The following is a 24,466-nucleotide window of genomic DNA, read 5'->3' as shown; positions in this document are numbered from 1 at the left end:
CTTTGTCATCACTACGGACCATCGCATCACGCCTGCCACTGGCTTGAGACCGGAACACCGGAGCCGGCCCCGGCTAATGCGGGAAGGGCGGGAAGATGCTAGATTCACAAACCGGTTTATGACGCCTTTGACCGTAAAGCTCAGTTTCGGGGGAAACGCGGTTTGAAATTCAACATGACCAGGTCGTTCAAGGCATCGCTCATCGCCCTTTCCATCGCGGCCCTCCCCTTTGCCGTGCATGGGGCGGGACTGGGGCAGATCCGAGTGTTCAGCGCCCTGGGTCAGCCATTGCGCGCAGAGATCCCGGTCAGTGCGACGCCCGAGGAACTGCGCTCGCTCAGTGCCCGGATCGCTTCACCCGAGGCCTTCCGCCAGGCCGACCTCGGTTATGGCAGCGCAGCCCGCGCCATCCGCCTCAGCGTCGATGCGCGTGCGTCGGGCGCGGTGATCCAGCTGTCGAGCGAGCGTCCGATCGACGATCCCTTCGTCGATTTGCTGGTCGAGCTGAACTGGGCCGCAGGACGGCTTGTGCGCGAATACACCTTCCTGCTCGATCCGGTCGATTTCGCCACGCCGGGCGCGCTTGCCACTGCGGCCGTCGATCCTCCCGCGGTGCTGCCGGTGCAGCGCCCGTCGTCCCCCGCGGCCGAATCCGTGTCCCCGTCCGCGCCCCGCTCCGCCCCCTCCGGGAGCGCGCCGCCATCGACCTATGTGGTGAACCGGGGCGATACGCTCTACCGCATTGCCAGCGCTCATCTTCAGCCGGGGATGACGCTCGATCAGATGTTGGTGGCGCTCCATCGCACCAATCCCGACGCCTTCGCCGGGGGCAATATCAACCGTTTGCGCGCCGGCTCGGTGCTGAGCCTGCCCGCGCCCAGCGCGGTGCGGGCGCTCGGCACCGAACAGGCGCAGCGCGAAATCCGCGCCCAGGCGGCCGATTTCGACGCCTACCGGCGCGGCCTCGCTGCTGCGGTGGAAGACCGTGCGCCGGTGCCCGCGCCTGCCGATGAGCAGGCGGGCGCGGGGCGTATCGTGCCCCGGGTGGATGCGCCCGCCCCCGGCGAGGACAGCGCCGACCAGCTGCGTGTATCCCGCAGCCGCCTTGCCGGTGCGGGTGAGGCCGAACAGCGCCTGCAGGCGCTCGAGGAGGAGCTGGGCTCGCGCGAGCGCTCGCTCGACGAGGCCGCCGCCCGCCTTGCCCTGCTTGAAAACAGCATCCGCGGCCTGCAGCGCCTGCTCGAGCTGCAAGACGGGACCATGGGCCGCTTGCAGGAGCAGGCGGCACCGGCTGCGCCGAGTGCCCGGGAAGGGCAGGTTGGCCGCGGCCTGAATGCGCAACCGGCTGCGGCTGGTGCCGAGGTGGCTGGCGTGCCGCAGGCCGCACCGCCCCCCGCCCAGCGCGCCGCGCTGCCGCCTGCTGCCGGCAATGAGCCCGGCGTGCTTGAAACCGTGCTTGGAAACTCGAAACTGCTGCTCGGTGGTGCTGCCATTCTGGTGCTGCTGCTGGCGTACGCGGGACTCAGGCAGCGGCGCAGGCAAGCCGCGCAGCGGGTCGCCGGAGCGAGGGAGGACGGGGTGGAGGACGCCGCTTTTGCCGGCAGTGACGGGCAGGATGCGGGGCTGGCCGCGAGCATCATGAATACTGATTTCGGCCAGTCGGGGCTGTCGTCGATCGATACCGATGAAGGCGTGGACCCCGTTGCCGAAGCCGATGTGTATATGGCGTATGGCCGTGACGCGCAGGCGGAGGAAATCCTTCAGGATGCGCTCAAGACAGACCCGAAGCGCGCCGCGATCCACCTGAAGCTGCTCGAGATCTATGCCCTGCGCGGCGATTCGTCCCGGTTCGAGGACGTGGAACGCAAGCTGTTCGCCCTTACCGCCGGCCACGGCCGGGAGTGGGAGAAGGCTGCGACGCTGGGGCGCAAGCTCGACCCGAAGAATCCGCGTTACCAGGAGCCGCGCGCCGAAGAGCCTGTGGCGCCGCCGGCAGGGGCGAGGACGGACGGGCGGGGCGGGGCGGGCGGAGCGCCTGCTGCGGTGGTGCTGGGCGGGGTGCTTCATGCATCGCAGGGCGCGGCCGATGAGGCTTCCGGGGCGCATCAGGAGGCTGCCATTCCGCATGCGCTCGATTTCACCGTGCCGGTGCCCCCGCCGGGTGTGCACGCGGAGCATGGTGGAGCGCCTGGCGCCGCGAGCCGCAGCGCCGCGGAGGCGGGAGGCGGAATGCCTCCCGCCACGCTGCCGGAGGCGTCCGCTGATCAGGCGAGGTCCGCCGCTGGAGTGGCGCAGCCGGGGGGCGCGGAGGCGGTCGGTTCCGCGCCTTTTGCCGAGCCGGCGCCCGCCGCGCCCGCAGCTGGGGGCGGGCGTGCTCCTGAAGCGTCGGTGCAGACCGATTCGGCCGCTGCAGTGCAGGAGGAGGCCGGGCTGGCATTCGATTTCGATCTCGATTTTGGCGCCGGCGCCGAGGACGCCGATCCGGCCGGGCGCGACCGCAGCGCGCAGGATTACCCCGAGGGCGCTGAACCTGGCGCACCGCTCGATTTCGAGTTGCCCGATCTCGAGCTGGATGCGCCGCAGCCCTGGGCGGTCGACATGGACGCCACGGTGGTGTGCCCGGATGAGGCTGGCGGCGTGTTCGACGAGGAGCGCCCGGGGTCGACAGCGAACCGCGGGGCGGGCTTCGCGCCGGCTTTCGCATCCGGCCTGGGGGAAGCGGGCCGCGCCAGCACTGCGCCCGCTTTCGATTTCGGTCTCGATGAGCCTGCGCCCGCCGCCGTGCCGGCGGATGCCGCGCCCGGACTCGATCTGAGTGCGATCGATCTCGAACTCGACGAACTCGATGAAGCTGGCATTTCGGTGACGGAAATCCCCGACGCCGGCGAGGCTGCGGCAGATGCCGGCGCCGACCTTGCCGTTGCTCCCTCGTATGGCGCCGATGACGGAACCGAAACCAAGCTCGAGCTGGCACGGGCATACGAGGAAATGGGCGACAGGGAAGGAGCGATCGAGCTGCTCCAGGAAGTCATTGGCGAAGGGTCGGCGGCGCAGCAGGCCGCCGCGCGCGAAATGCTCTCTGGTCTGAACTGATATGGCGCCGCAGGGCGGCTGCGAAACGGCCGCCCGCCCCCCTTTTTGCGCTCAACGACATGCATTCCGGTCTCATCCTGCTGCTCTGGCTCGCCGCCGTGGCCTCGATCCAGGTCCTGCCTTCTGCCGCCCTCTGGCCTGCGGTGCTGTCGTGTGCGGCCGCCGCCTTGCTGTTCGCGCGCGTGCGCAGCCTTCGCCTGTTGCGCCGGATCCGGCTGCTGCTGCTGGCGATCGTGATCCTGTTCGCCTGGTTTACGCCGGGCGAGGCGCTCCTGCTCGACTGGCCGCGGGTGGGGCCCAGTCGTGAGGGAAGCGCCCTCGCCCTGTTGCACGGCGCCCGGCTGGTGGCGGTCGTGTGCGCGGTCGCCTTGCTCCTCGAACACCTTCCCCTGGCGCGCCTGATCGGTGGCCTGTACGCGCTCAGTCGCCCCCTGCGCCTGATCGGGGTGCCGCCGGAGCGGCTGGCGCTGCGCCTGCTGCTGGTGCTGCGCTATGTCGATGCGTCGCCCCGCGGGCACAAGCCGATGCACTGGAAAGAGTGGCTGGAAGACGAGTCGACGGGCTCGGACAACCCCTCGGTGCTGCTGCAGCGCGAGCGCCTGAGCCGGACCGACGCCGTGGTCGCGCTCGGGGTGTTCGGGATGCTGTTCTGGTGGAGCCTGGGATGAAGCGGATCGTGCTCGGGCTCGAATATGCGGGGGACGCGTTCTGCGGCTGGCAAAGCCAGGCGCACGGGCGCACCGTGCAGGATGTGCTGGAGGCCGCGCTCGGGAAGATCGCCGCCGCGCCGGTGCGGCTGCACTGCGCCGGGCGCACCGACACCGGGGTCCATGCAAGCGTCCAGGTGGTGCACTTCGATACCTGCGCGCAACGCCCGCTGTCGGCCTGGGTGCGCGGGGTCAACGCCCTGCTTCCGGCGACGGTGGTGGTGCGCTGGTCGGCGCAGGCCGACCGGGCATTCCATGCGCGCTATCTCGCCACCGAGCGCCAGTACCGCTACATCCTGCACAACGCCCCGACCCGGCCGGCCCTGCTGGCGGGGCGGGTGGGCTGGTTCCATCTGCCGCTCGACCTGGCGTGGATGGCCGAGGCTGCCGCCTGCCTGGTCGGAACCCACGACTTTTCCTCGTTCCGGGCCGCCGGCTGCCAGTCGAAGACGCCGGTGCGGGTGATGCACGAGGCCCGGGTCGGGCGCCAGGGCGACTACCTGCTGTTTGATTTCCGCGCCAACGGCTTTCTCCACCACATGATCCGTAACCTGGTCGGCGCCCTGGTCTATGTCGGCAAGGGACGTTACCCGCCCTCCTGGATGGGCGAACTGCTGCAAGCGCGCGATCGCGCCCGCGCCGCACCGACCTTCGCTCCCGACGGCCTCTACCTGTGCGGGGTGAGCTACCCGCCGCGCTGGTCGCTGCCAGGTGATGGGCGTATCATCGCGCTGCCCCAGCTTCCTCTCGCCTGAATGTCCCGTACCCGAATCAAGATCTGCGGCCTGACGCGGGCGCAAGACGTGCGTGCGGCCGTCCAAAACGGCGCCGATGCGATCGGCTTCGTCTTCTATCCCCCCAGCCCGCGGGCGGTCGATGTCGACCGTGCGGCCGAGCTTGCCGCCTTGCTGCCGCCGTTCGTGACCGCGGTCGGCCTGTTCGTCAATCCCGCACCGGCCGAGGTCGAGGCGGTGCTCGCACGCGTACCCCTGCAGCTGCTGCAGTTCCACGGCGACGAGCGCGAAGCCGACTGCGCCCGCTACGGCCTGCCCTGGATCAAGGCGGCGAGGATGCGGGCGGGAGTCGATCTGCTAGAATTCGCCCTTTCGCATCCGCGCGCCCGCGGCATCCTGGTCGACGCCTTCGTCGACGGCTACGGCGGCGGAGGCAAGACTTTCGACTGGTCGCTGATCCCACAGGGCTTCGGGCGGCCGCTGGTGCTGTCCGGCGGCCTGGATGCGGACAACGTCGCCGAGGCGGTCCGCCGCGTTCGCCCGTGGGCGGTGGACGTATCGAGCGGAGTGGAAAGTGCCAGGGGAATCAAGGATGCGGCCAAGATCGCCGCGTTCATCGCCGGAGTTCGAGATGCAGATGGCTGATACGTCTTACCAGTTTCCCGATGCCAGCGGGCATTTCGGCCCCTATGGCGGCGTGTTCGTCGCCGAAACCCTGATGCCGGCGCTGGCCGAACTGCGCGAGGCCTACGCCGCGTGCCAGAACGATCCCGCCTTCGTCGCCGAGTTCGAATACGAACTCAAGCACTACGTCGGCCGTCCGAGCCCGATCTACCACGCCAGACGCTGGTCCGGCCTGCTCGGCGGCGCCCAGATCTACCTCAAGCGCGAAGACCTCAACCACACCGGCGCGCACAAGGTGAACAACTGCATCGGCCAGGCGCTGGTCGCCCGCCGCATGGGCAAGCAGCGCGTGATCGCCGAGACCGGCGCCGGCCAGCACGGGGTCGCCACCGCCACCGTCGCCGCGCGCTACGGCATGGAGTGCGTGGTCTACATGGGCGCGGAGGACGTCAAGCGCCAGGCCGCCAACGTCTACCGCATGAAGCTGCTCGGCGCCACCGTGGTCCCGGTGGACTCGGGCTCGAAGACGCTGAAGGACGCGCTCAACGAAGCGATGCGCGACTGGGTCACCCACATCGCCGACACGTTCTACATCATCGGCACGGTCGCCGGCCCCCATCCCTACCCGATGATGGTGCGCGACTTCCAGGCCGTGATCGGCAAGGAATGCCTGGTGCAGATGCCCGAGATGGCCGGCCGCCAGCCCGATTACGTCATCGCCTGCGTCGGCGGTGGCTCCAACGCGATGGGCATCTTCCACCCCTACCTCGACATGCCCGGCGTCAAGCTCGTCGGCGTCGAGGCGGCGGGCGAGGGCCTCGACAGCGGCCACCACGCGGCGTCGCTGACGGCGGGCCGCCCGGGCGTGTTGCACGGCAACCGCACCTACCTGCTGCAGGACGAGGACGGCCAGATCATCGAGACCCATTCGATCTCCGCCGGCCTCGACTACCCGGGCGTCGGCCCCGAGCATGCCTGGCTGAAGGACTCTGCCCGTGCGGAGTACGTCGGCGTGACCGATGCCGAAGCCCTGCAGGCCTTCCACGACCTGTGCCGGCTCGAAGGCATCATCCCGGCGCTCGAGTCCTCGCATGCGCTGGCCCACGCGGCCAGGCTGGCACCGACCTTGCCGCAGGACCGCATTCTGCTTGTCAATCTGTCCGGGCGTGGCGACAAGGACATGCACACCGTCGCCGAGCGTTCCGGCCTCCAGTTCTGAACCCGAGCGGGCCGCTTCTGCGGCCCGCAGCGTGATCGAGACATGTCGACAATCCATACCGTTTTCCAGCGCCTGCAGGCCGGTGGCCGCAAGGCGCTCATCCCCTTCGTGACCGCCGGTTTTCCCGCCCCCGGGCTGACCTTGCCGCTGATGCATGCGCTGGTCGAAGGCGGCGCCGACATCATCGAGCTCGGTGTGCCGTTCTCCGATCCGATGGCCGACGGCCCGACGATCCAGCGCGCCTCCGAGCGTGCGCTCGCCCAGGGCATGAGCCTGCGCAAGGTGCTCGACATCGTGCGCACCTTCCGCGCCACCGATGTCACCACCCCGGTGGTGCTGATGGGCTATGCCAACCCGATCGAAGCCATGGGTGCCGAGCGCTTCGTCGCCGAGGCCGTCGCGGCCGGCGTCGACGGCGTGCTCGTGGTCGATTATCCGCCCGAGGAATGCGTCGCCTTCGCTGCGACGGCCAAGGCCGGCGGGCTGGATCCGATCTTCCTGCTCGCGCCGACCTCGTCCGCGCAGCGCTTCGCCGATGTCGCCCGCGCCGGCAGCGGCTACATCTACTACGTGTCGCTGAAGGGGGTGACCGGCAGCGGCAAGCTCGACGTCGATGAAGTGGCACGGCGCATCCCGCAGATCCGTGCCGCGGTCGGCATGCCGGTCGGGGTCGGCTTCGGCATTCGCGACGCCGAGAGCGCACGGCGCATCGGCGCGGTCGCCGACGCGGTCGTGATCGGCAGCCGCATCATCGAGGAAATCGAAAACAACCCGGGCGCGGAAGTGGCCTGCGTCACCGCCTTCATGCGGGGCATCCGTGCTGCGCTCGATGGGCTCGCGCCGGCAAAAGGAGAGGCACAATGAGCTGGCTGCAGAAATTGCTGCCGCCGCGGATCAAGCGTGGCCAGGCATCGGCGCGCAACAAGTCGATCCCGGAAGGCGTATGGAGCAAGTGCGAGGGCTGCGAGGCGGTGCTGTACCGCGCCGATCTCGACGGCAACCTTGGCGTCTGCCCCAAGTGCGGCCACCATCACCGGCTGCGCGCACGGCGGCGCCTGGACATCCTCCTCGATGCGGAAGAGCGCATCGAGATCGGCGCCGGAGTCACCCCGGTCGACGCGCTGAAGTTCAAGGATTCGCGCAAGTATCCCGAGCGCCTGGCGGCCGCCGCTGCCGACACCGGCGAGGCCGACGCGATGGTGGTGATGCGCGGCGCGATCAAGACCCTGCCGGTGGTGGTGGCCTGCTTCGAGTTCGAATTCCTCGGCGGTTCGATGGGCTCGGTGGTGGGCGAGCGCTTCGTGCGCGGTGCGCGCGAAGCCTACGAGCAGCGCCTGCCGTTCATCTGCATCACCGCGTCGGGCGGCGCGCGCATGCAGGAAGGCCTGCTGTCCCTGATGCAGATGGCCAAGACCACGGCCTCGATCACCCGTCTGGCCGAGCGCCGCCTGCCTTTCGTGACCGTGCTGACCGACCCCACCATGGGCGGCGTGTCGGCCAGCTTCGCCTTCATGGGCGACGTCGTGGTCGCCGAGCCCGGGGCCCTGATCGGTTTCGCCGGGCCGCGGGTGATCGAGCAGACGGTGCGCGAGAAGCTTCCGGAAGGGTTCCAGCGCGCGGAGTTCCTGCTCGAAAAAGGCGCGGTCGATATCATCGTCGACCGGCGCGAGATGCGCGACCGGCTGGCCGCACTGCTCGCGATGCTGGCCCGCCACCCTGCCGACGTGGTTGCCGCCTGATGCCTCGCGGCGCCGAACGGCCGTTGTTGCCGGACACACTGGCCGGTTGGCTCGACCTCCTCGAACAGCGCCACGGGCAGCGCATCGAGCTCGGCCTCGAGCGCGTGCGTGCGGTGCGGGCGGCGATGGGTGCGCCATCGGAGGCGGTATTGATCACCGTCGGCGGCACCAACGGCAAGGGTTCGTGCTGCGCGATGCTCGAGAGCATCCTGCTCGCTGCCGGCTACCGGGTCGGCTGCTACACCTCGCCCCACCTGCTGCGCTACAACGAGCGCGTGCGCATCGACGGGCGGGACGCCGACGATGCGCGACTGGTCGCCGCGTTCACCGCGGTCGAGGCGGCGCGCGGCGACACCGAGCTGACCTACTTCGAGCACGGTACCCTCGCCGCCTGGGCGGTGTTCGCCGCCGCGCGTCCGGACGTGATCATCCTCGAAGTCGGCTTGGGCGGGCGCCTGGACGCGGTCAACGTGTTCGACGCCGACTGTGCGATCGTCACCAGCGTGGCGATGGACCATATGGAGTATCTCGGCGACACGCGCGAGAAGATCGGCTTCGAAAAGGCCGGCATTTTCCGCGGTGGCCGGCCTGCGGTATGCGGCGACCCCCAGCCGCCGGCCAGCCTGCTCGAACATGCGCGTGCGATCGGTGCCGAACTGTGGGTCAGTGGGCGGGACTTCGGCTTCGGCGGCGACCGCCAGCAGTGGGGTTACTGGCGCTATGCGCAGCCTGCCGCCCAGGGTGCGCTGCTCAGGCGCGGCGGGCTGGCTTACCCGGCGCTGCGCGGGGCCAACCAGCTGCTCAACGCCGCCGCCGTGCTGACCGCGCTCGAATGTCTGCGGGAGCGCCTGCCGGTGTCGATGCAGCACGTTCGCCAGGGCTTGATGCTGGTTGACGTGCCGGGGCGCTTCCAGGTGCTGCCGGGGCGGCCGACGGTGGTGCTCGATGTCGCGCACAACCCGCAAGCCGCCGGCGTGCTCGCGGAAAATCTCGGCAACATGGGGTTTTATCCCGAAACCTGGGCGGTGCTGGGCATGCTCGGCGACAAGGATGTCGCTGGCGTGGTGGCGCGGATGGCCGGCCGGGTCGAGCACTGGCTGCTGACGGATCTGCCCGGGGCGCGGGGGCTGTCGGCGCAGGCGCTGGCCGAGCGGGTGCGCGCGGCCGGCGGCCAGGGCGACATCGATTGTTTTCCGTCGCCTGCGCAAGCGTTTGTTGCAGCGCAGGAGCGCGCTGCCGAGGGTGATAGAATCGTCGCCTTCGGTTCCTTCCTGACGGTGGCGGACGTGCTTGCAGCGCTCAGGGCTGCGCGGCACGGGTGAGGTTCTCCGGTGAGCGACGCAGACAATCTGGAAATCAAGAAGCGTGCGCGGCGGCGGCTGGTTGGCGCCATTGCGCTGGCGCTGCTGGCGGCGATCGTGCTGCCGATGACGATGGATCAGGAGCCGCACTCCGCGGTCCAGGACATCCAGATCACCATCCCCGACCGGGAGGCCGCTACCGGGCTGCAGCGTCCGCTCGCGATGGCCCCGCCGCCCGTCGACATCGCTCCGCCGCCGGAAGAAGAGGACGGCGTTGCCGCCCCCGGCGACAAGCCGGCGCCGGCCGCCGACTCCCCGCCGGCACCGGCGCCAAGGCCTGCGCCGACTCCCGCACCGACTCCCACACCCAAACCGGAAGCGCCCGTGCGCCCGGCACCCGAGGCGGGTCCGCTTCCTGCCGTATCTGCCGAAGAGGAGGCCCGGGTGCGGGCGATCCTCAGCGGCCAGCCGGTGCCGCCGCGCGGTGAGTCCTTCGTCGTCCAGGTCGGTGCGTTCAGCGAGGCGGCGAAGGCGGCGCGTCTGGCCGACGAGCTCAAGGCGAAGGGCTTTCCTGCCTATACCGAGGTGGTGGGCAGCGTGACCCGGGTCCGGGTCGGGCCGGTGCCGGGACGATCCGCCGCCGAGGCGGTAGCGACCCGCCTCAAGGCGGGCGGCCACCAGGCCGTGCTGCAGGCGCGCTGAGCGGTGACGATGACTGTATTCGATTACGTCTTTCTCGGAATCCTGGCCCTGTCTGCCGCAGTCGGCATGTGGCGCGGGCTGGTCAGCGAAGTGATGGCCGTGCTCGCCTGGGTGGCGGCGCTGTTCGCCGCATGGCGCTATAACGAACAGGCGGCGAGCGTGTTTTCCGCGATGATCGCAGAGCCGATGTGGCGCCAGGTGGCCGGCGCTGCGCTGGTGGTGGTCGGCGTGCTGCTGCTGGCGGCGTTGCTGCGTTATCTGCTGCGTGAGCTGCTGCGAGCCGCAGGGCTGGGGGCAACCGACCGCTTTTTCGGTGCCCTGTTCGGGGTCGCGCGCGGCCTGGCGGTCGCCTGCGTGGTGGTGCTGATCGGCGGACTCGCGGGCGTGTCGCGTGAGCCGTGGTGGACACAGGCATTGTTTTCGGCGCCGATGGAGTCGGCGGTCCTTGCGGTAAAACCCTGGCTGCCCGATGCGGTAGCCGACAAGATTCGATTCAGATAGGCGTAACTTCCATGTGCGGAATTCTCGGGGTCGTAGCCACCTCACCGGTCAATCAGCTGCTGTACGACGGGCTGCAGGTATTGCAGCACCGCGGTCAGGATGCCGCAGGCATCGCCACCTCGGAAGGTGGGCGCTTCCACATGCACAAGGGGTCGGGCCTGGTGCGCGACGTGTTCCGCACCCGCAACATGCGCAATCTGCAGGGCAACTGGGGGATCGGCCACGTGCGCTATCCCACCGCCGGCTCGGCCTACAATGCCGCCGAAGCGCAGCCGTTCTACGTCAATTCGCCTTTCGGCCTGCTGCTGGCGCACAACGGCAACCTGACGAACTCGGAAGCACTCAAGCGCGAGATGTTCCTCTCCGACCTGCGCCATATCAACACCAGCAGCGACTCCGAAGTCCTGCTCAACGTGCTCGCCCATGAGCTGCAGGCCGCCTGCAAGGGGCTCAAGCTCGACGAGGACGCGGTTTTCCGCGCGGTTGCCGAGGTGCACCGGCGTTGCCGCGGCGCCTATGCGGTGGTGGTGATGATCTCCGGCTACGGCCTGCTCGCCTTTCGCGATCCGTACGGCATCCGCCCGCTGGTGATCGGGCGCAACGACACCGGGGCTGGCTGTGAATGGCTGGTCGCTTCGGAATCGGTGGCAGTCGACGTGCTCGGCTACAAGCTGGTGCGCGACATCGCGCCCGGCGAAGCGGTGCTGATCGACACCGCCGGCCATTTCCACAGCCGGCAGTGCGCGGACAGCACGGTCCATGCGCCCTGCATGTTCGAGTTCGTCTATCTGGCGCGGCCGGATTCGATCATCGACGGCGTTTCGGTGTACGAATCGCGGATGAAGATGGGTGAATTCCTCGCCGACCGGATGAAGCGGACGATGCCGCACGTGCACATCGACGTGGTCATCCCGATCCCCGATTCCAGCCGTCCTTCGGCGATGCAGATGGCGCAGCGCCTGGGCCTGCCGTTCCGCGAAGGCTTCGTCAAGAACCGCTACATCGGCCGCACTTTCATCATGCCGGGCCAGGCCACGCGCAAGAAGTCGGTGCGCCAGAAGCTCAACACCATCCACCAGGAATTCAAGGGCAAGAGCGTGCTGCTGGTCGACGACTCGATCGTGCGCGGCACGACCAGCAGGGAAATCGTCAACATGGCGCGCGAAGCGGGGGCGACGAAGGTCTATCTGGCTTCGGCGGCGCCGCCGGTGCGCCACGCCAATGTCTATGGCATCGACATGCCGACCCGTGCCGAACTGATCGCCTCCGACCGCAGCGACGAGGAGATCTGCCGCGAGATCGGCGCCGACGGCTTGATCTACCAGGACCTGGACGATCTCAAGGCTTCGGTTCGCGCGCTCAATCCTGCGCTCAGGTTCTTCGAAACGTCCTGCTTTGATGGCAGCTACATCACTGGCGACATCACCACCGAATATCTCAACGGCGTCGAGAACCAGCGCGGCGCAGCCAAGCCGGCCAGGCCCGACAGCGGCGACGGCGATGACGACGGCGGCCAGCTCGATCTGAACCTGGCTTCCGGTGGCGAACGCTGAGGTGCGCTGCCCGCCCTCGATCAAGACCCTCATCCCGACCACGACCATGACTCTTCCTGACGAGCAGGCCTTCCGCCCCGACACCCTCGCCGTACGTGCCGGAACCGAACGCACCCAGTTCGGCGAACACGGCGAGGCCATGTACCTCACTTCCAGCTTCGTGTTCGACAGTGCGGCCCAGGCCGCGGCGCGTTTTTCCGGTGCCGAGGAGGGCTATGTCTACGCCCGCTTCTCCAACCCCACCGTCAGCGCGATGCAGACCCGGCTCGCCGCGCTCGAAGGTGCACAAGCCTGCGTTGCGACCGCTTCGGGGATGTCGGCGATCCTGTCGCTGGCGATGGCGACCCTGCAGGCGGGAGATCACATCGTCGCCTCCAACGGGCTGTTCGGCGCCACCCAGCAGCTGTTCGGCGGCATCCTGGCGAAGTTCGGCATCGAGACGAGTTTCGTGCCCGCGACCGAACTCGATGCCTATCGCGACGCCCTGCGCCCGCGCACGAAGCTGTTCTTCATCGAGACGCCGTCGAATCCGCTCACCGAGGTGGTCGATATCGCCGCCGTGGCGACGATCGCGCACGAGGCGGGGGCGCTGCTCGCGGTGGACAACTGTTTCTGCACGCCGGTGTTGCAGCGCCCGCTGGCGCTGGGGGCCGACGTGGTGGTGCATTCGGCGACCAAGTACCTCGACGGCCAGGGGCGGGTGCTGGGCGGCGCCATCGCCGGCAGCAAGGCGGTGACCGACGAGGTGTTCAAGTTCCTGCGCACCGCAGGACCGACGCTGTCGCCGTTCAACGCCTGGGTGATCCTGAAAGGGCTGGAAACCCTGCGTATCCGCATGGAGGCGCAGTCGGCGAGCGCGCTGGAGCTGGCGCGCTGGCTGGAGTCGCAAGCCGGTGTGGCGCGGGTGCATTACCCCGGGCTTGCCTCGCATCCGCAGCACGAGCTGGCGATGCGCCAGCAAAAGAGCGGTGGCGCAATCCTGAGCTTCGAGCTCGAGGGCGGACGCGATGCGGCGTGGAAGGTGGTCGATGCAACGCGTCTGATCTCGATCACCGCGAACCTGGGTGACACCAAGAGCACGATCACGCATCCGGCCACCACCACCCACGGCCGCATCAGCGCCGAGGCACGGGCCGCCGCGGGGATTGGCGAGGGCCTGCTGCGGATCGCAGTCGGCCTCGAGGATATCGAGGATCTGAAGGAAGATCTGGCGCGGGGATTGGCACGCTGAGCGCGCATCGGCTGCGGCTGCCATGATGTCGACCGGTCGGTGACGGGCGCGGCAGCCGCGGCGGCGGCTTGTAGCCGGCGGGGGGCGCTCAGCGCACGACCTGGCTCAGTTCGCCGGCTTGGTAGCGAGCGGCGATTTTATCCAGCGATACCGGCCTGATCTTCGAGGCCATACCGGCGCAGCCGAAGGCTTCGAAACGCGCCTTGCACACCAGCCTGGCAGCCTCGCGTGCCGGCTTGAGAAATTCGCGCGGGTCGAACTTGGACGGGTTTTCGGCCAGGAACTTGCGCACCGCGCCGGTCATCGCGAGGCGGATATCGGTGTCGATGTTGATCTTGCGCACGCCGTACTTGATCCCCTGGACGATCTCCTCGACCGGCACGCCGTAGGTTTCCTTCATGTCGCCGCCGTACTGGCGGATGATTTCGAGTAGCTCCTGCGGCACGCTGGACGAGCCGTGCATCACCAGGTGGGTGTTGGGGATGCGGGTGTGGATGGCCTTGATGCGGTCGATGGCGAGGATGTCGCCGGTAGGCTTGCGGCTGAACTTGTAGGCGCCGTGGCTGGTGCCGATGGCGATCGCGAGCGCGTCGCAGTCGGTCTGGCGGACGAAATCGGCGGCCTGGTCGGGGTCGGTCAGCAGCTGCGAGTGATCGAGCGTGCCTTCGGCACCGACGCCGTCTTCCTCGCCGGCCTGGCCGGTCTCGAGCGAGCCCAGGCAGCCGAGCTCGGCCTCGACGGTGACGCCGATGGCGTGGGAGAACTTCACCACCTCGCGGGTGACGGCGACGTTGTACTCGTAGGAGGACGGGGTCTTGCCGTCTTCCAGCAGCGAGCCGTCCATCATCACGCTGGAAAAGCCCGAGCGGATCGCCGCCATGCACACCGCGGGGCTCTGGCCGTGGTCCTGGTGCATCACCACCGGGATGTTCGGATAGGCTTCGACGGCGGCGTCGATGAGGTGGCGCAGGAAAGCCTCGCCGGCGTATTTGCGCGCCCCGGCCGAGGCCTGCATGATCACCGGGCTGTCGCATTCGGCCGCGGCTTCCATGATGGCCTGGACCTGCTCGAGGTTGTTCACGTTGAAGGCGGGCAGGCCGTAGCTGTGTTCGGCGGCGTGGTCGAGCAGCTGGCGCATGGAAACGAGGGGCATGGGGATTCTCCGGGGAGGCGCGCGCGGCGGCGCGGCGCTCGGGGTGGTTCGAAAGTGTTTATTTTAGCCTTGGTCCGGGTGCGGATGGCGCGGGCCGCAGCGTTCAGACCGGATCGTCGAGCGTGCCGGGGCGGTGATGTTCGCCGACGCGCACGATCTTCAGGGTGTTGGTGCCGCCGGAGGCGCCGATCGGCTCGCCGATGGTGAGCACGATCAGGTCGCCGTAGTCGACCACGCCCTGCTCGAGCAGCACCTGCTCGGCTTCCCACAGCAGCACGTCGCGGTCCTGGTGAGTCTGGCTCATCAGCAGCGGGTAGACTTCGCGGTACAGCGTCATCTGGTTGCGGGCAGAGACTTCCGGGGTGAGCGCATAGATCGACACGCCGGCGATCAGGCGGCTCATCCACAGCGCGGTCGAGCCGGTCTGGGTGAGCGAGGCGATGGCCTTGACCTTGAGGTGGTAGGCGGTCCAGATCGCCGCCATCGCGATCGACTGGTCGATGCGGGTGAACACGCGGTCGAGCATCTCGCGGTCGAGCCCGGTATCGTAGGACTTCTCCGCCTCCAGGCAGACCCGGCTCATCGCCTCGATGACTTCGACCGGATAGTTTCCGGCGGCGGTCTCGGCCGACAGCATCACCGCGTCGGTGCCGTCGAGCACGGCGTTGGCGACGTCGGAGACTTCGGCGCGGGTCGGCACCGGGCTGGTGATCATCGACTCCATCATCTGGGTGGCGGTGATGGTGAGCTTGTTGCGGTCGCGCGCGGCGCGGATCATCTTCTTCTGCAGCGCCGGCACTGCGGCGTCGCCGACCTCGACCGCGAGGTCGCCGCGCGCCACCATGATGCCGTCGGAGGCGTCGAGGATCTCGTCGAGGTTGGCCACCGCTTCGGTGCGTTCGATCTTGGCGATCAGCAAGGACTCGCCGCCGGCGGCGCGGATCAGCTGGCGGGCCATGTACATGTCGGCCGCGCTCTTGGGGAAGGAGACGGCGACGAAATCGACCCCGATCTGCGCCGCGGTGCGGATGTCGTCCATGTCCTTGGCGGTGAGCGCCGGCGCGGTGAGGCCGCCGCCCTGGCGGTTGATGCCCTTGTTGTTGGAGAGCTCGCCGCCGACCTTGACCACGGTGTGGATCTCGTGGCCGAGCACCCGGGTCACCCCGAGCTTGAGGCGGCCGTCGTCGAGCAGCAGCACGTCGCCCGCCTTGACGTCCTTGGGCAGGTCCTTGTAGTCGAGGCCGACGCGCTCGGCGTTGCCCAGCTCGCAGCGCGAATCGAGGATGAAGGGCATGTCGCGCACCAGCACGATGCGGCCTTCGGCGAATTTGCCGACGCGGATCTTCGGCCCCTGCAGGTCGGCGAGGATGCCGACCGGGCGGCCGGCCAGCGCCGAGGCTTCGCGGATCGCCGCGGCGCGGGCGATGTGGTCTTCGGCCTTGCCGTGGGAGAAGTTCATGCGCACCACGTCGACGCCGGCATGGACCATGCGTTCGAGGACTTGCGGGTCGGAAGAGGCGGGGCCGAGGGTGGCGACGATCTTGGTGTGGCGGGGCATGGAATCTCCGGAGGCGGTCTGGCGGATGGGTGCAGGGTGGGCGATGGCCCGACATTCTAATCCGCAGCCGGCATGAAAATGGCCGCCCCTGGCGGCCATCGGGGCGGAGCGGGGTGGAATCAGGCGCTGTAGCGTTGTTCCAGCGCGGCGATCGCGGGCAGGGTCTTGCCTTCGAGGAACTCGAGGAAGGCGCCGCCGCCGGTGGAGATGTAGCCGACGTCGCGGGCGATGTCGAACTTCCCGATCGCGGCCAGGGTGTCGCCGCCGCCGGCGATCGAGAACGCCTCGGAGTGGGCGATCGCCGAGGCCATCATCTTGGTCCCGCCGGCGAACTGGGCGTACTCGAAGACGCCCACGGGGCCGTTCCAGACCACGGTGCCGGCGTGGGCGATGATGTCGGCGAGGCGCACCGAGCTCTTCGGGCCGAAATCGAGGATGCGGTCGTGGGGGCCGACCTCGTCGACCGGGATGCGGTTGGCGCGGGCCAGCGCCGAGACCTCGTCGGCGACCACCACGTCCACCGGCAGCGGCACTTCGGCGCCGCGCGCCTTCATGAGGTCCATCACCTGCTGCGCCTCGCGCACCATCTCGGGCTCGGCGAGCGATTCGCCGATGCGCTTGCCGGCGGCAAGGAGGAAGGTGTTGGCGATGCCGCCGCCGACGATGAGCTGGTCGACCTTCTCCGCCAGGGTCTTGAGGATGGTGAGCTTGGTCGATACCTTGGCGCCGCCGACGATCGCCACCAGCGGGCGTGCCGGGTTTTCGGTGGCTTTGGACAGGGCGTCGATCTCGGCGCCCATCAGGATGCCGGCGCAGGCCACCGGCGCGAAGCGGGCGATGCCGTGGGTGGTGGCTTCGGCGCGGTGGGCGGTGCCGAAGGCGTCATTGACGTAGATGTCGCACAGCGCGGCCATCTTCTGCGCCAGTTCCTCGTTGTCCTTCTTCTCGCCCTTGTTGCAGCGGCAGTTCTCGAGCAGCACGACTTCGCCCGGCTTGACCTCGAAGCCGCCGTCGACCCAGTCCTGGATCAGGCGCACCGGCTTGTCGAGGAGCTGGCCGAGGCGCACCGCCACCGGCGCGAGGGTGTCGTCGGGGCCGACCGTGCCTTCGGTGGGACGGCCCAGATGGGAGGTGACCATCACCGCGGCGCCGTTGTCGAGGCAGTAGCGGATCGACGGGATGGAGGCGCGGATGCGGGTGTCCTCGGTGATGTTGCCGGCTTCGTCCTGCGGCACGTTGAGGTCGGCGCGGATGAACACCTTCTTGGCGCGCACGTCGAGGTCGGTGAGTTTATTGACTTGCATGATTCGCTCGGTCCTGGAAAAACGCCCTGCGGGGCAGGGCGTCGGTTCGACTGGATGTCGGTATTGCTGGGCGCTTACTTGGCGTTATGGAAGGCGCGCGCGGCGTCGAGCATGCGGCAGGAGTAGCCCCACTCGTTGTCGTACCAGGCCAGCACCTTGACCAGCACCGAGCCGTCCGCGCCCTGGATGACGCGGGTCTGGGTGGCGTCGAAGGTCGAGGACACCGTGGTGTGGTTGAAGTCGGAGGACACCAGCGGCTCGGTGTTGACCGCGAGGATGCCCTTCAGCGGGCCGTTGGCCGCGGCGGTCATCAGCGCGTTGATCTCTTCCTTGGTGGTGGCGCGCTCGGCGGTGAAGGTGAGGTCGACCAGCGAGACGTTGATCGTGGGCACGCGCAGCGCGAAGCCGTCGACCTTGCCGGCGAGCTGCGGCAGCACCAGGCCGACGGCCTTGGCGGCGCCGGTCTTGGTCGGGATGATGTTGGCGGCGGCGGCACGGGCGCGGCGCAGGTCCTTGTGGCGCACGTCCACGGTGACCTGGTCGTTGGTGTAGGCGTGGATGGTGGTCATCAGGCCCTGCTTGATGCCGACGCTGTCGGCCAGGATCTTGGCCACCGGCGCCAGGCAGTTGGTGGTGCACGAGGCGTTGGAGACCACGGTCATGCCGGCGCGCAGCACTTCTTCGTTCACCCCCATGACGATGGTGGTGTCCACGTCGTCACCGCCCGGGGCCGAGATCAGCACGCGGCGGGCGCCCTGGTCGAGCAGGGCCTGGGCCTTGGCCTTGGTGGTGTAGGCGCCGGTGCATTCGAGCAGCACGTCCACGCCGTGGCGGCCCCAGTCGACGCCCTTCGGGTCCTTGGTCGAGTAGAACGGGATCTTCTTCCCGTCGATGATGATGACGTTCTCGCCCTCGGTGTCGACCGGGGTGGCGAAGCGGCCGTGGGTGGTGTCGTACTTGAGCAGGTGGGCGTTGGTGGCCAGATCGCCGGAGGCGTTGATGGCGACCACTTCGAATTCGTTCTGCAGGCCCTGCTCGTAGATGGCGCGCAGCGTGCAGCGACCGATACGACCGAAACCGTTGATGGCGACCTTGATGCTCATCGATACTTCTCCGTGGAATAACGGTGGAAAACCGGGTGTTTATCGTTGCCGATGCCCTGCCGGCCGGTGCCGGACTACGCCCTGATGTGCAGCGGGAGCGGTCCGCTTGCGGAGCCGCTCCGGCGCCGGGCTGTCGTCAGAGCACCGACTTCACTGCCTGCACCACCGCCTCCGCGGTGATGCCGAAATACTTGAACAGCTCGCCCGCCGGCGCCGATTCGCCGAAGCGGTCGAGGCCGATGACGCGGCCCTCCAGCCCGACGTACTTGTACCAGCCGTCGGTGCTGCCGGCCTCGACCGCGATGCGCGGCAGGCCGGCGGGCAGCACGCCCGCCTTGTACGCGGCGTCCTGGCGGTCGAAGACGTTGGTCGAGGGCATCGACACCACGCGCACCGCGAGGCCTTGCTCGGCCAGCGTCTTCTGCGCCGCGACCGCGAGCGCGACCTCGGAGCCGGTGGCGAGGATCACCGCCTGCACCTTGCCGCCATTGACGTTGGCCGGGGCCTCCGACAGCACGTAGCCGCCTTTGCGGATCGCCGCGATCTGCTCCGCCGTGCGCGCCTGGAAGGGCAGGTTCTGGCGCGAGAAGCACATCGCGGTGGGGCCGTCGCGGCGCTCGATCGCGTTCGCCCAGGCCACCGCCGATTCGGTGGTGTCGCACGGGCGCCACACGTCCATGTTGGGGATCAGGCGCAGGGAGGCGGTCTGCTCCACCGGCTGGTGGGTGGGGCCGTCCTCACCGAGGCCGATCGAATCGTGGGTGAACACGAAGATCTGGCGCACCTTCATCAGCGCGGCCATGCGCAGGGCGTTGCGCGCGTACTCGCTGAACATCAGGAAGGTGGCGGTGTAGGGGATCAGGCCGCCGTGCAGACTGATACCGTTGGCGATCGCCGCCATGCCGAATTCGCGCACGCCGTAATACACGTAGTTGCCGCCGCTGGTCTTGCTCACGCCCTTCGCGCCCGACCACAGGGTGAGGTTGGAGCCGGCGAGGTCGGCCGAGCCGCCGAGCAGCTCGGGCAGCTTCGGGGCGTAGGCTTCGATGCTGTTCTGGCTGGCCTTGCGGGTGGCGATGGTCTCGGCCTTGTCGGTGACCCCGGCGAGCACTGCGGCGACGTGGGCGTCCCAGTCGGCGGGCAGCGCGCCGGCCATGCGGCGCTCGAACTCGGCGGCGAGCTCGGGGTGGGCGGCGCGGTAGGCGGCGAAGCCGGCGTTCCACTGCGCTTCGAGCGCGGCGCCCTTGCTGCGCGCATCCCACGCCGCATAGACGTCGGCGGGGATCTCGAACGGTGGGTGGTTCCAGCCGATGTGCTCGCGCGCGGCGGCGATTTCGGCGGCGCCCAGCGGGGCGCCGTGCACGTCGTGGCTGTCCTGCTTGTTGGGGGCGCCGGCGCCGATGATGGTCTTGCAGCAGATCAGCGTGGGCTGGGTGGTATTGGCCTTCGCCTGCTCGATCGCGGCTTCGATCGCGGCCGGGTCGTGGCCCTGGACGTCGCGGATCACCTGCCAGCCATAGGCTTCGAAGCGCTTCGGGGTGTCGTCGGTGAACCAGCCGTCGACGTGGCCGTCGATCGAGATGTTGTTGTCGTCGTAGAAGGCGACGAGCTTGGAGAGGCCCCAGGTGCCGGCGAGCGAGCAGGCCTCGTGCGAGATGCCTTCCATCAGGCAGCCGTCGCCGAGGAAGACGTAGGTGTTGTGATTGACGACCTCGTGGCCCGGGCGGTTGAACTCGGCGGCGAGGACCTTCTCTGCCAGCGCCATGCCGACCGCGTTGGTGATGCCCTGGCCGAGCGGGCCGGTGGTGGTCTCGATGCCGGGGGCGTAGCCGTATTCGGGGTGGCCGGGGGTCTTGCTGTGCAACTGGCGGAAGCGCTTGAGCTCCTCGATCGGCAGCTCGTAGCCGGTGAGGTGGAGCAGCGCGTAGATCAGCATCGAGCCGTGGCCGTTGGAGAGCACGAAGCGGTCTCTGTCGGCCCACTTCGGGTTCGCCGGATTGTGGCGCAGATGATGGCGCCACAGCACTTCGGCGATCTCGGCCATGCCCATCGGCGCGCCCGGGTGGCCGGAGTTGGCCTGTTGCACGGCATCCATCGCGAGGGCGCGGATCGCACCGGTGACGGGGTTGAAGACCGGAGCTTTGACGTTGCGGGTCGGCTGCATGCTGTTCTCGGGCCGGAGGCCACCATCGAAAAACCGCAATTATCCCTGAAAAGCCCGGCCGGTTGCTAGTGCTGCGGCGCAGCATCAAGGTGTGATGGGAGCCTGTCTCCCGTGGATCTGTTTCGCCGGCACGCGTGCTGTGCGCCGATGTGCATGAATCGCGCCTGCTCGCGACGGAATGGAGGTAAAAATATTTACAAGGCACAAATGATTGCGATTATCATTAACGACGTTGTCAGGTAGCGCCACCTGCTTTTCCGCTTGTCGCCGCGAGGGTGTCACCCATCATGTGTGCAGGTGCCGCAAGCCCGCCCGGACAGGCTCGGTCGTGGCACGGCGGGGAGGCCTCTTTCGATTCATCGTCTCAGGGAGAAAACACCAATGATTTTCCGCCGTTCCTTTGCCGCGGCCGCGCTGCTTGCCGCGGTGACCTCAGCCCACGCCCTCGAGTACCCGATCGGCACGCCGCAGCAGCGCTTCGGCATGGAAGTCGCCGCGGTCTATCTGCAGCCGATCGAGATGGAGCCGGACGGTATGATGAAGAAGGCGAGCGAGTCGGACATCCATATCGAGGCCGACATCCGTGCGCTCGCCGACAACCCGAACGGTTTTGAGGAAGGCAGCTGGATTCCCTACCTGACGGTGAAGTTCGAGATCGCCAAGGTCGGCAGCGACTGGAAGCAGGCCGGAGATTTCATGCCGATGGTGGCGAGCGACGGTCCGCACTATGGCGACAACATCAAGCTCGACGGTCCCGGCAAGTACAAGGTCAAGTACACGATCCTGCCGCCGGGCGAGGGGCACGGCAACCACTTCGGCCGCCACACCGACCGCGCCACCGGGGTGCGGCCGTGGTTCAAGCCTTTCGAGGTGGAAAACGAATTCACCTATGTCGGCATCGGCAAGAAGGGCGGCTACTGAGATGGCGCCCCCGCGCATTGCCCGCACGGCGCTCGCCGCCGCGCTGCTCGCCGCCGCTGGCGGCGCGGCGCAGGCGGCGACGCCGACCGAGAACAAGCTGCTCGCCGAGCTGCGCCGGCTCGCCGAGCGGGTCGAGAAGCTCGAAAAGCGCAACAGCGAGCTCGAGGCGCGCCTCGCCGCGCCCGCGCCGGCCCCCGCGCTTGCACAGCGCGTCGCCGCGCTCGAGCAGGCCAGCAAGGAAGTCGCCGCCGGCCTCGAGAGCGACCGCATCAGCGCCCGCGAACCCGAGCTCGTGACCCGCCTGAAGGCGGTCGAGGCCAAGACCCAGGCGATCGGCGCGCCCACCCGCCTGGCCGAAGCGCTCGACGGCATCGCGGTCGAGGCCAGCGTCGCCGCAGTGGCGCAGCGCATCGACGGCGACGCCAATGCCGACGGCAAGGACGTGTCGCTGCTGTCGTGGCGCGGCGATCTCGGCATCACCCTGCCTGCAGGCGACATCGGCGCCGGTACGGGCGAGTTCTTCGCCCAGCTGCGCGTCGGCCAGGAGGGCGAAGGCCTGCCCGAGGCCAATCCGGCCTTCACCGGCGCCTACAACAGTCTCGCCTTCCAGGGCGGTGCCGGTTCGCAGGACAGCTACGCGATCGTCGCCCAGGCCTGGTACCAGCTGACGACGCCGCTCGGTACGCACCCGAACACGCCGCACAGCCTGCAGCTCACCGTGGGCAAGATGGACCCTTTCGTATTCTTCGACCAGAACGCGATTGCCGACAACGAGGCGGAGAAGTTCCTCAACAACGTCTTCGTGCATAACCCGCTGCTCGACTCGGGCGGTGCGGTCGGCGCCGACGACTACGGCTTCAGCCCCGGGCTGCGCCTGGCCTACCGCAACGAGCGCGCCGCGCCGGACTGGTGGCAGGCTTCGGTGGCGGCGTTCGGTGCCGGCGAGGGGGCGAAGTTCGGGCGCAGCTTCACCAAGCCCTTCGTCATCGGTCAGCTCGAGTACGGGCGCAAGAACCAGGGCTTCGACGGCAACTACCGCCTCTATGCCTGGCGCAACGGCCAGTACGAGGGCTTCGACGGCAGTGTCGATGCCACCACCGGCTGGGGGCTGAGCGTCGACCAGCGCGTGCATGAAGACCTCACCCTGTTCGCCCGCTATGGCCGTGCGAGCTCGGGCAAGGCCGCCTTCGACCGTGCGCTGACCGTGGGCGGCGAGCTCACCGGCAATGCCTGGGGTCGTGGTGCCGACGGCGTCGGCCTGGCCTGGGCCTGGCTGCGCGCGAGCGACGAGTTCCGTGCCGAAGCGCCGCTGTCGCCCGATTTCGGCTACGACGCCCGCGGCGCCGAGCAGGTCGCCGAGCTCTACTACCGCTGGCAGGTGAACCCGCAGCTGTCGCTGACGCCCGATCTGCAGTACATCCGGCGGGCCGCGGCCAACCCCGATGCGGAATCGGTGACGGTGTTCGGTCTGCGCGGACTGTATGCGTTCTGATAACCTGCGCCTCTTTTGCCCCGCCCCGCTTCGTGCCGGGCGGGGTTTTTCGCCATTCAGCGTGCCCCTATCGAGATCATGAATCCTGTCCGCCTGTCCGCAGCGGCCTTCGCCGCCATCTTGCTCGTCGCGCCGCTCGCGGCGCATGCCGAGATGCCCACCTTCGAGGTCGTCGCCGAGAACGGCCGCTTCACCCCCGAAACCATCGAAGTGCCGGCCGGCACCCGTTTCCGCCTGCGCCTGATCAACCGCAATGCCGGCCCGGAAGAGTTCGAGACCACGCGCCCGTTCAAGGAGCTCGTCGTCGGCCCCGGCGTCACCCGCACGACGATTTACCCGCCGCTCAAGGCCGGCACCTATCCCTTCTTCGGCGAGTTCCATCCCGACACCGCGAAGGGCCAGTTCATCGCGCGCTGAGCTGGGCCGGCGCGGAGCACGCGGCATCTACAAATAACGAGTACGGTCGAGAGCACGAACCATGGGTAATGCATTGTTCATCGTCTGGCGCGAAAGCGTCGAAGCGATCCTGGTGATCAGCATCCTCTACGCCTGGATCGGCGCGCGCGGCGACGGCCGCATCGGGGTGCGCCACCTGTGGGCAGGGGTCGGCGGCGGGCTGGTGCTCGCCGGCGTGCTCGCGCTCGCCATGCTTGGTCTGAGCAGCCAGCTCGCCGGCGATGCGCTGGAGCTGTTCCAGGCCGCGATCGTGATCCTCGCCGCCGGCCTGATCACCCACATGGTGCTGTGGATGCGCGCCCACGGCCGCCACATCAAACGCGAGCTCGAGGCCGGCCTCGCGCGTGCGGCGGAGAATGCGGGCGGACTGTCGGTGGCGCTGCTGGCGGCGATCGCGGTCGGGCGCGAGGGCGCGGAGACGGTGCTGTTCCTCTACGGGCTCGGCCTCGAGCAGTCGGGCGCGGCGCTCAACGGCATGCTCGCCGGCGCCGGCATCGGTTTCGTGCTGGCGCTGCTGACCGCCTGGCTGATCCAGCGCGGTGCGCACTGGCTGCCGCAGCGGGTGTTCTTCCGCGCCAGCGAGCTGGTGCTGCTGCTGCTTGCCGCCGGCCTGCTGGTCGCGGGCGTGGAGCGCCTGATCAACCTCGAATGGCTGCCGCCGCTGCTCGAGCCGGTGTGGGACAGCTCGGCGCTGCTCGACGATGGCGGCACGCTCGGCGGTATCGCCAGCGCCTTCGCCGGCTACCGTTCGCAGCCCTCGCTGATGGCGCTGTGCGCGTGGGGCGGCTACTGGCTGCTGGTCGCTGCGCTCGGCCGCCTGCAGCGGCGGAGGGTGGCATGAGCGCGCCCGCACGGCCGCCCGAAGGGACGCGCTCGCCTCCCCCGGGGAGGAGGTCGCGTAGCGACAGGAG

21 protein-coding genes are annotated in these 24,466 nt (G+C 68.8%); 16 read left to right on the top strand and 5 right to left on the bottom strand.

The features are described 5' to 3' along the window. Positions 1-174 precede the first annotated feature (174 nt). The 12 genes from Tchl_RS16940 to Tchl_RS16885 are packed head-to-tail and all read left to right on the top strand — an operon-like array spanning position 175 to position 13,404. Positions 175-3,093, top strand: coding sequence for a FimV/HubP family polar landmark protein (locus tag Tchl_RS16940; RefSeq protein ID WP_075149407.1), 2,919 nt, complete (start codon positions 175-177; stop codon positions 3,091-3,093). 59 nt (positions 3,094-3,152) lie between these two features. Continuing rightward, the gene (locus tag Tchl_RS16935; RefSeq protein WP_075149406.1) at positions 3,153-3,761 is read left to right on the top strand and encodes a CbiQ family ECF transporter T component; all 609 of its coding nucleotides are present in this window, start codon (positions 3,153-3,155) and stop codon (positions 3,759-3,761) included. Beyond that, entirely contained in the window at positions 3,758-4,555 is a 798-nt protein-coding gene (gene truA / locus Tchl_RS16930; RefSeq protein ID WP_075149405.1) for a tRNA pseudouridine(38-40) synthase TruA, read from the top strand. The genes Tchl_RS16935 and truA overlap by 4 nt, the downstream gene beginning before the upstream one ends. Then, a complete protein-coding gene (locus Tchl_RS16925) occupies positions 4,556-5,179 on the top strand; it encodes a phosphoribosylanthranilate isomerase (RefSeq protein WP_075149404.1) in 624 nt (207 codons plus the stop codon). Continuing rightward, the gene (trpB, locus tag Tchl_RS16920; protein WP_075149403.1) at positions 5,166-6,377 is read left to right on the top strand and encodes a tryptophan synthase subunit beta; all 1,212 of its coding nucleotides are present in this window, start codon (positions 5,166-5,168) and stop codon (positions 6,375-6,377) included. Before Tchl_RS16925 ends, trpB begins: the two co-directional genes overlap by 14 nt. Positions 6,378-6,419: 42 nt before the next feature. After that, positions 6,420-7,241, top strand: coding sequence for a tryptophan synthase subunit alpha (gene trpA / locus Tchl_RS16915; protein WP_075149402.1), 822 nt, complete (start codon positions 6,420-6,422; stop codon positions 7,239-7,241). After that, positions 7,238-8,116 carry an acetyl-CoA carboxylase, carboxyltransferase subunit beta gene (gene accD, locus Tchl_RS16910; protein ID WP_075149401.1) on the top strand — a complete coding sequence of 293 codons (879 nt, stop codon included), beginning with the start codon at positions 7,238-7,240 and terminating at the stop codon, positions 8,114-8,116. The genes trpA and accD overlap by 4 nt, the downstream gene beginning before the upstream one ends. Continuing rightward, complete coding sequence (gene folC / locus Tchl_RS16905; RefSeq protein ID WP_075149400.1) at positions 8,116-9,438, top strand: bifunctional tetrahydrofolate synthase/dihydrofolate synthase; 1,323 nt, start codon at positions 8,116-8,118, stop codon at positions 9,436-9,438. The genes accD and folC overlap by 1 nt, the downstream gene beginning before the upstream one ends. A gap of 9 nt (positions 9,439-9,447) precedes the next feature. Continuing rightward, on the top strand, positions 9,448-10,119 hold the full coding sequence (locus Tchl_RS16900; protein WP_075149399.1) for an SPOR domain-containing protein: 672 nt from the start codon (positions 9,448-9,450) through the stop codon (positions 10,117-10,119). 9 nt (positions 10,120-10,128) lie between these two features. Continuing rightward, entirely contained in the window at positions 10,129-10,620 is a 492-nt protein-coding gene (locus tag Tchl_RS16895; RefSeq protein ID WP_075149398.1) for a CvpA family protein, read from the top strand. A gap of 11 nt (positions 10,621-10,631) precedes the next feature. Next, entirely contained in the window at positions 10,632-12,173 is a 1,542-nt protein-coding gene (purF, locus tag Tchl_RS16890; protein ID WP_075149397.1) for an amidophosphoribosyltransferase, read from the top strand. 46 nt (positions 12,174-12,219) lie between these two features. After that, positions 12,220-13,404, top strand: coding sequence for an O-succinylhomoserine sulfhydrylase (locus Tchl_RS16885; RefSeq protein WP_075149787.1), 1,185 nt, complete (start codon positions 12,220-12,222; stop codon positions 13,402-13,404). A gap of 88 nt (positions 13,405-13,492) precedes the next feature. Here Tchl_RS16885 and fba read toward each other — a convergent pair whose 3' ends face one another. From fba to tkt, 5 genes are all read right to left on the bottom strand, one after another. Then, positions 13,493-14,557: a class II fructose-bisphosphate aldolase gene (gene fba, locus Tchl_RS16880; RefSeq protein ID WP_075149396.1), complete on the bottom strand. Its 1,065-nt coding sequence runs from the start codon at positions 14,555-14,557 to the stop codon at positions 13,493-13,495. Positions 14,558-14,660: 103 nt separating this feature from the next. Then, positions 14,661-16,115, bottom strand: a complete 1,455-nt coding sequence (pyk, locus tag Tchl_RS16875; RefSeq protein WP_075149395.1) for a pyruvate kinase — start codon at positions 16,113-16,115, stop codon at positions 14,661-14,663. A gap of 119 nt (positions 16,116-16,234) precedes the next feature. Next, entirely contained in the window at positions 16,235-17,419 is a 1,185-nt protein-coding gene (locus tag Tchl_RS16870) for a phosphoglycerate kinase (RefSeq protein WP_075149394.1), read from the bottom strand. Between the two features lie 74 nt (positions 17,420-17,493). Further along, on the bottom strand, positions 17,494-18,522 hold the full coding sequence (gene gap / locus Tchl_RS16865; protein ID WP_075149393.1) for a type I glyceraldehyde-3-phosphate dehydrogenase: 1,029 nt from the start codon (positions 18,520-18,522) through the stop codon (positions 17,494-17,496). A gap of 136 nt (positions 18,523-18,658) precedes the next feature. Continuing rightward, positions 18,659-20,686, bottom strand: a complete 2,028-nt coding sequence (gene tkt / locus Tchl_RS16860) for a transketolase (RefSeq protein ID WP_075149392.1) — start codon at positions 20,684-20,686, stop codon at positions 18,659-18,661. 381 nt (positions 20,687-21,067) lie between these two features. Here tkt and Tchl_RS16855 point away from each other — a divergent pair, with 381 nt between their 5' ends. The 4 genes from Tchl_RS16855 to Tchl_RS16840 all read left to right on the top strand — a co-directional run bounded on the left by Tchl_RS16855 (position 21,068) and on the right by Tchl_RS16840 (position 24,396). Further along, complete coding sequence (locus tag Tchl_RS16855; protein ID WP_075149391.1) at positions 21,068-21,607, top strand: iron transporter; 540 nt, start codon at positions 21,068-21,070, stop codon at positions 21,605-21,607. 1 nt (position 21,608) lies between these two features. Continuing rightward, on the top strand, positions 21,609-23,099 hold the full coding sequence (locus tag Tchl_RS16850; RefSeq protein WP_075149390.1) for a carbohydrate porin: 1,491 nt from the start codon (positions 21,609-21,611) through the stop codon (positions 23,097-23,099). Positions 23,100-23,177: 78 nt separating this feature from the next. Further along, entirely contained in the window at positions 23,178-23,516 is a 339-nt protein-coding gene (locus Tchl_RS16845; protein ID WP_075149389.1) for a cupredoxin domain-containing protein, read from the top strand. Positions 23,517-23,577: 61 nt separating this feature from the next. Beyond that, positions 23,578-24,396 carry an FTR1 family iron permease gene (locus Tchl_RS16840; protein ID WP_075149388.1) on the top strand — a complete coding sequence of 273 codons (819 nt, stop codon included), beginning with the start codon at positions 23,578-23,580 and terminating at the stop codon, positions 24,394-24,396. Positions 24,397-24,466: the final 70 nt, after the last annotated feature.

The sequence above is a fragment of the Thauera chlorobenzoica genome (assembly GCF_001922305.1).
Taxonomy (GTDB): domain Bacteria; phylum Pseudomonadota; class Gammaproteobacteria; order Burkholderiales; family Rhodocyclaceae; genus Thauera; species Thauera chlorobenzoica.
Note: the sequence above shows the minus strand (reverse complement) of the source record. Positions and strands in the feature narration are given on the sequence as shown.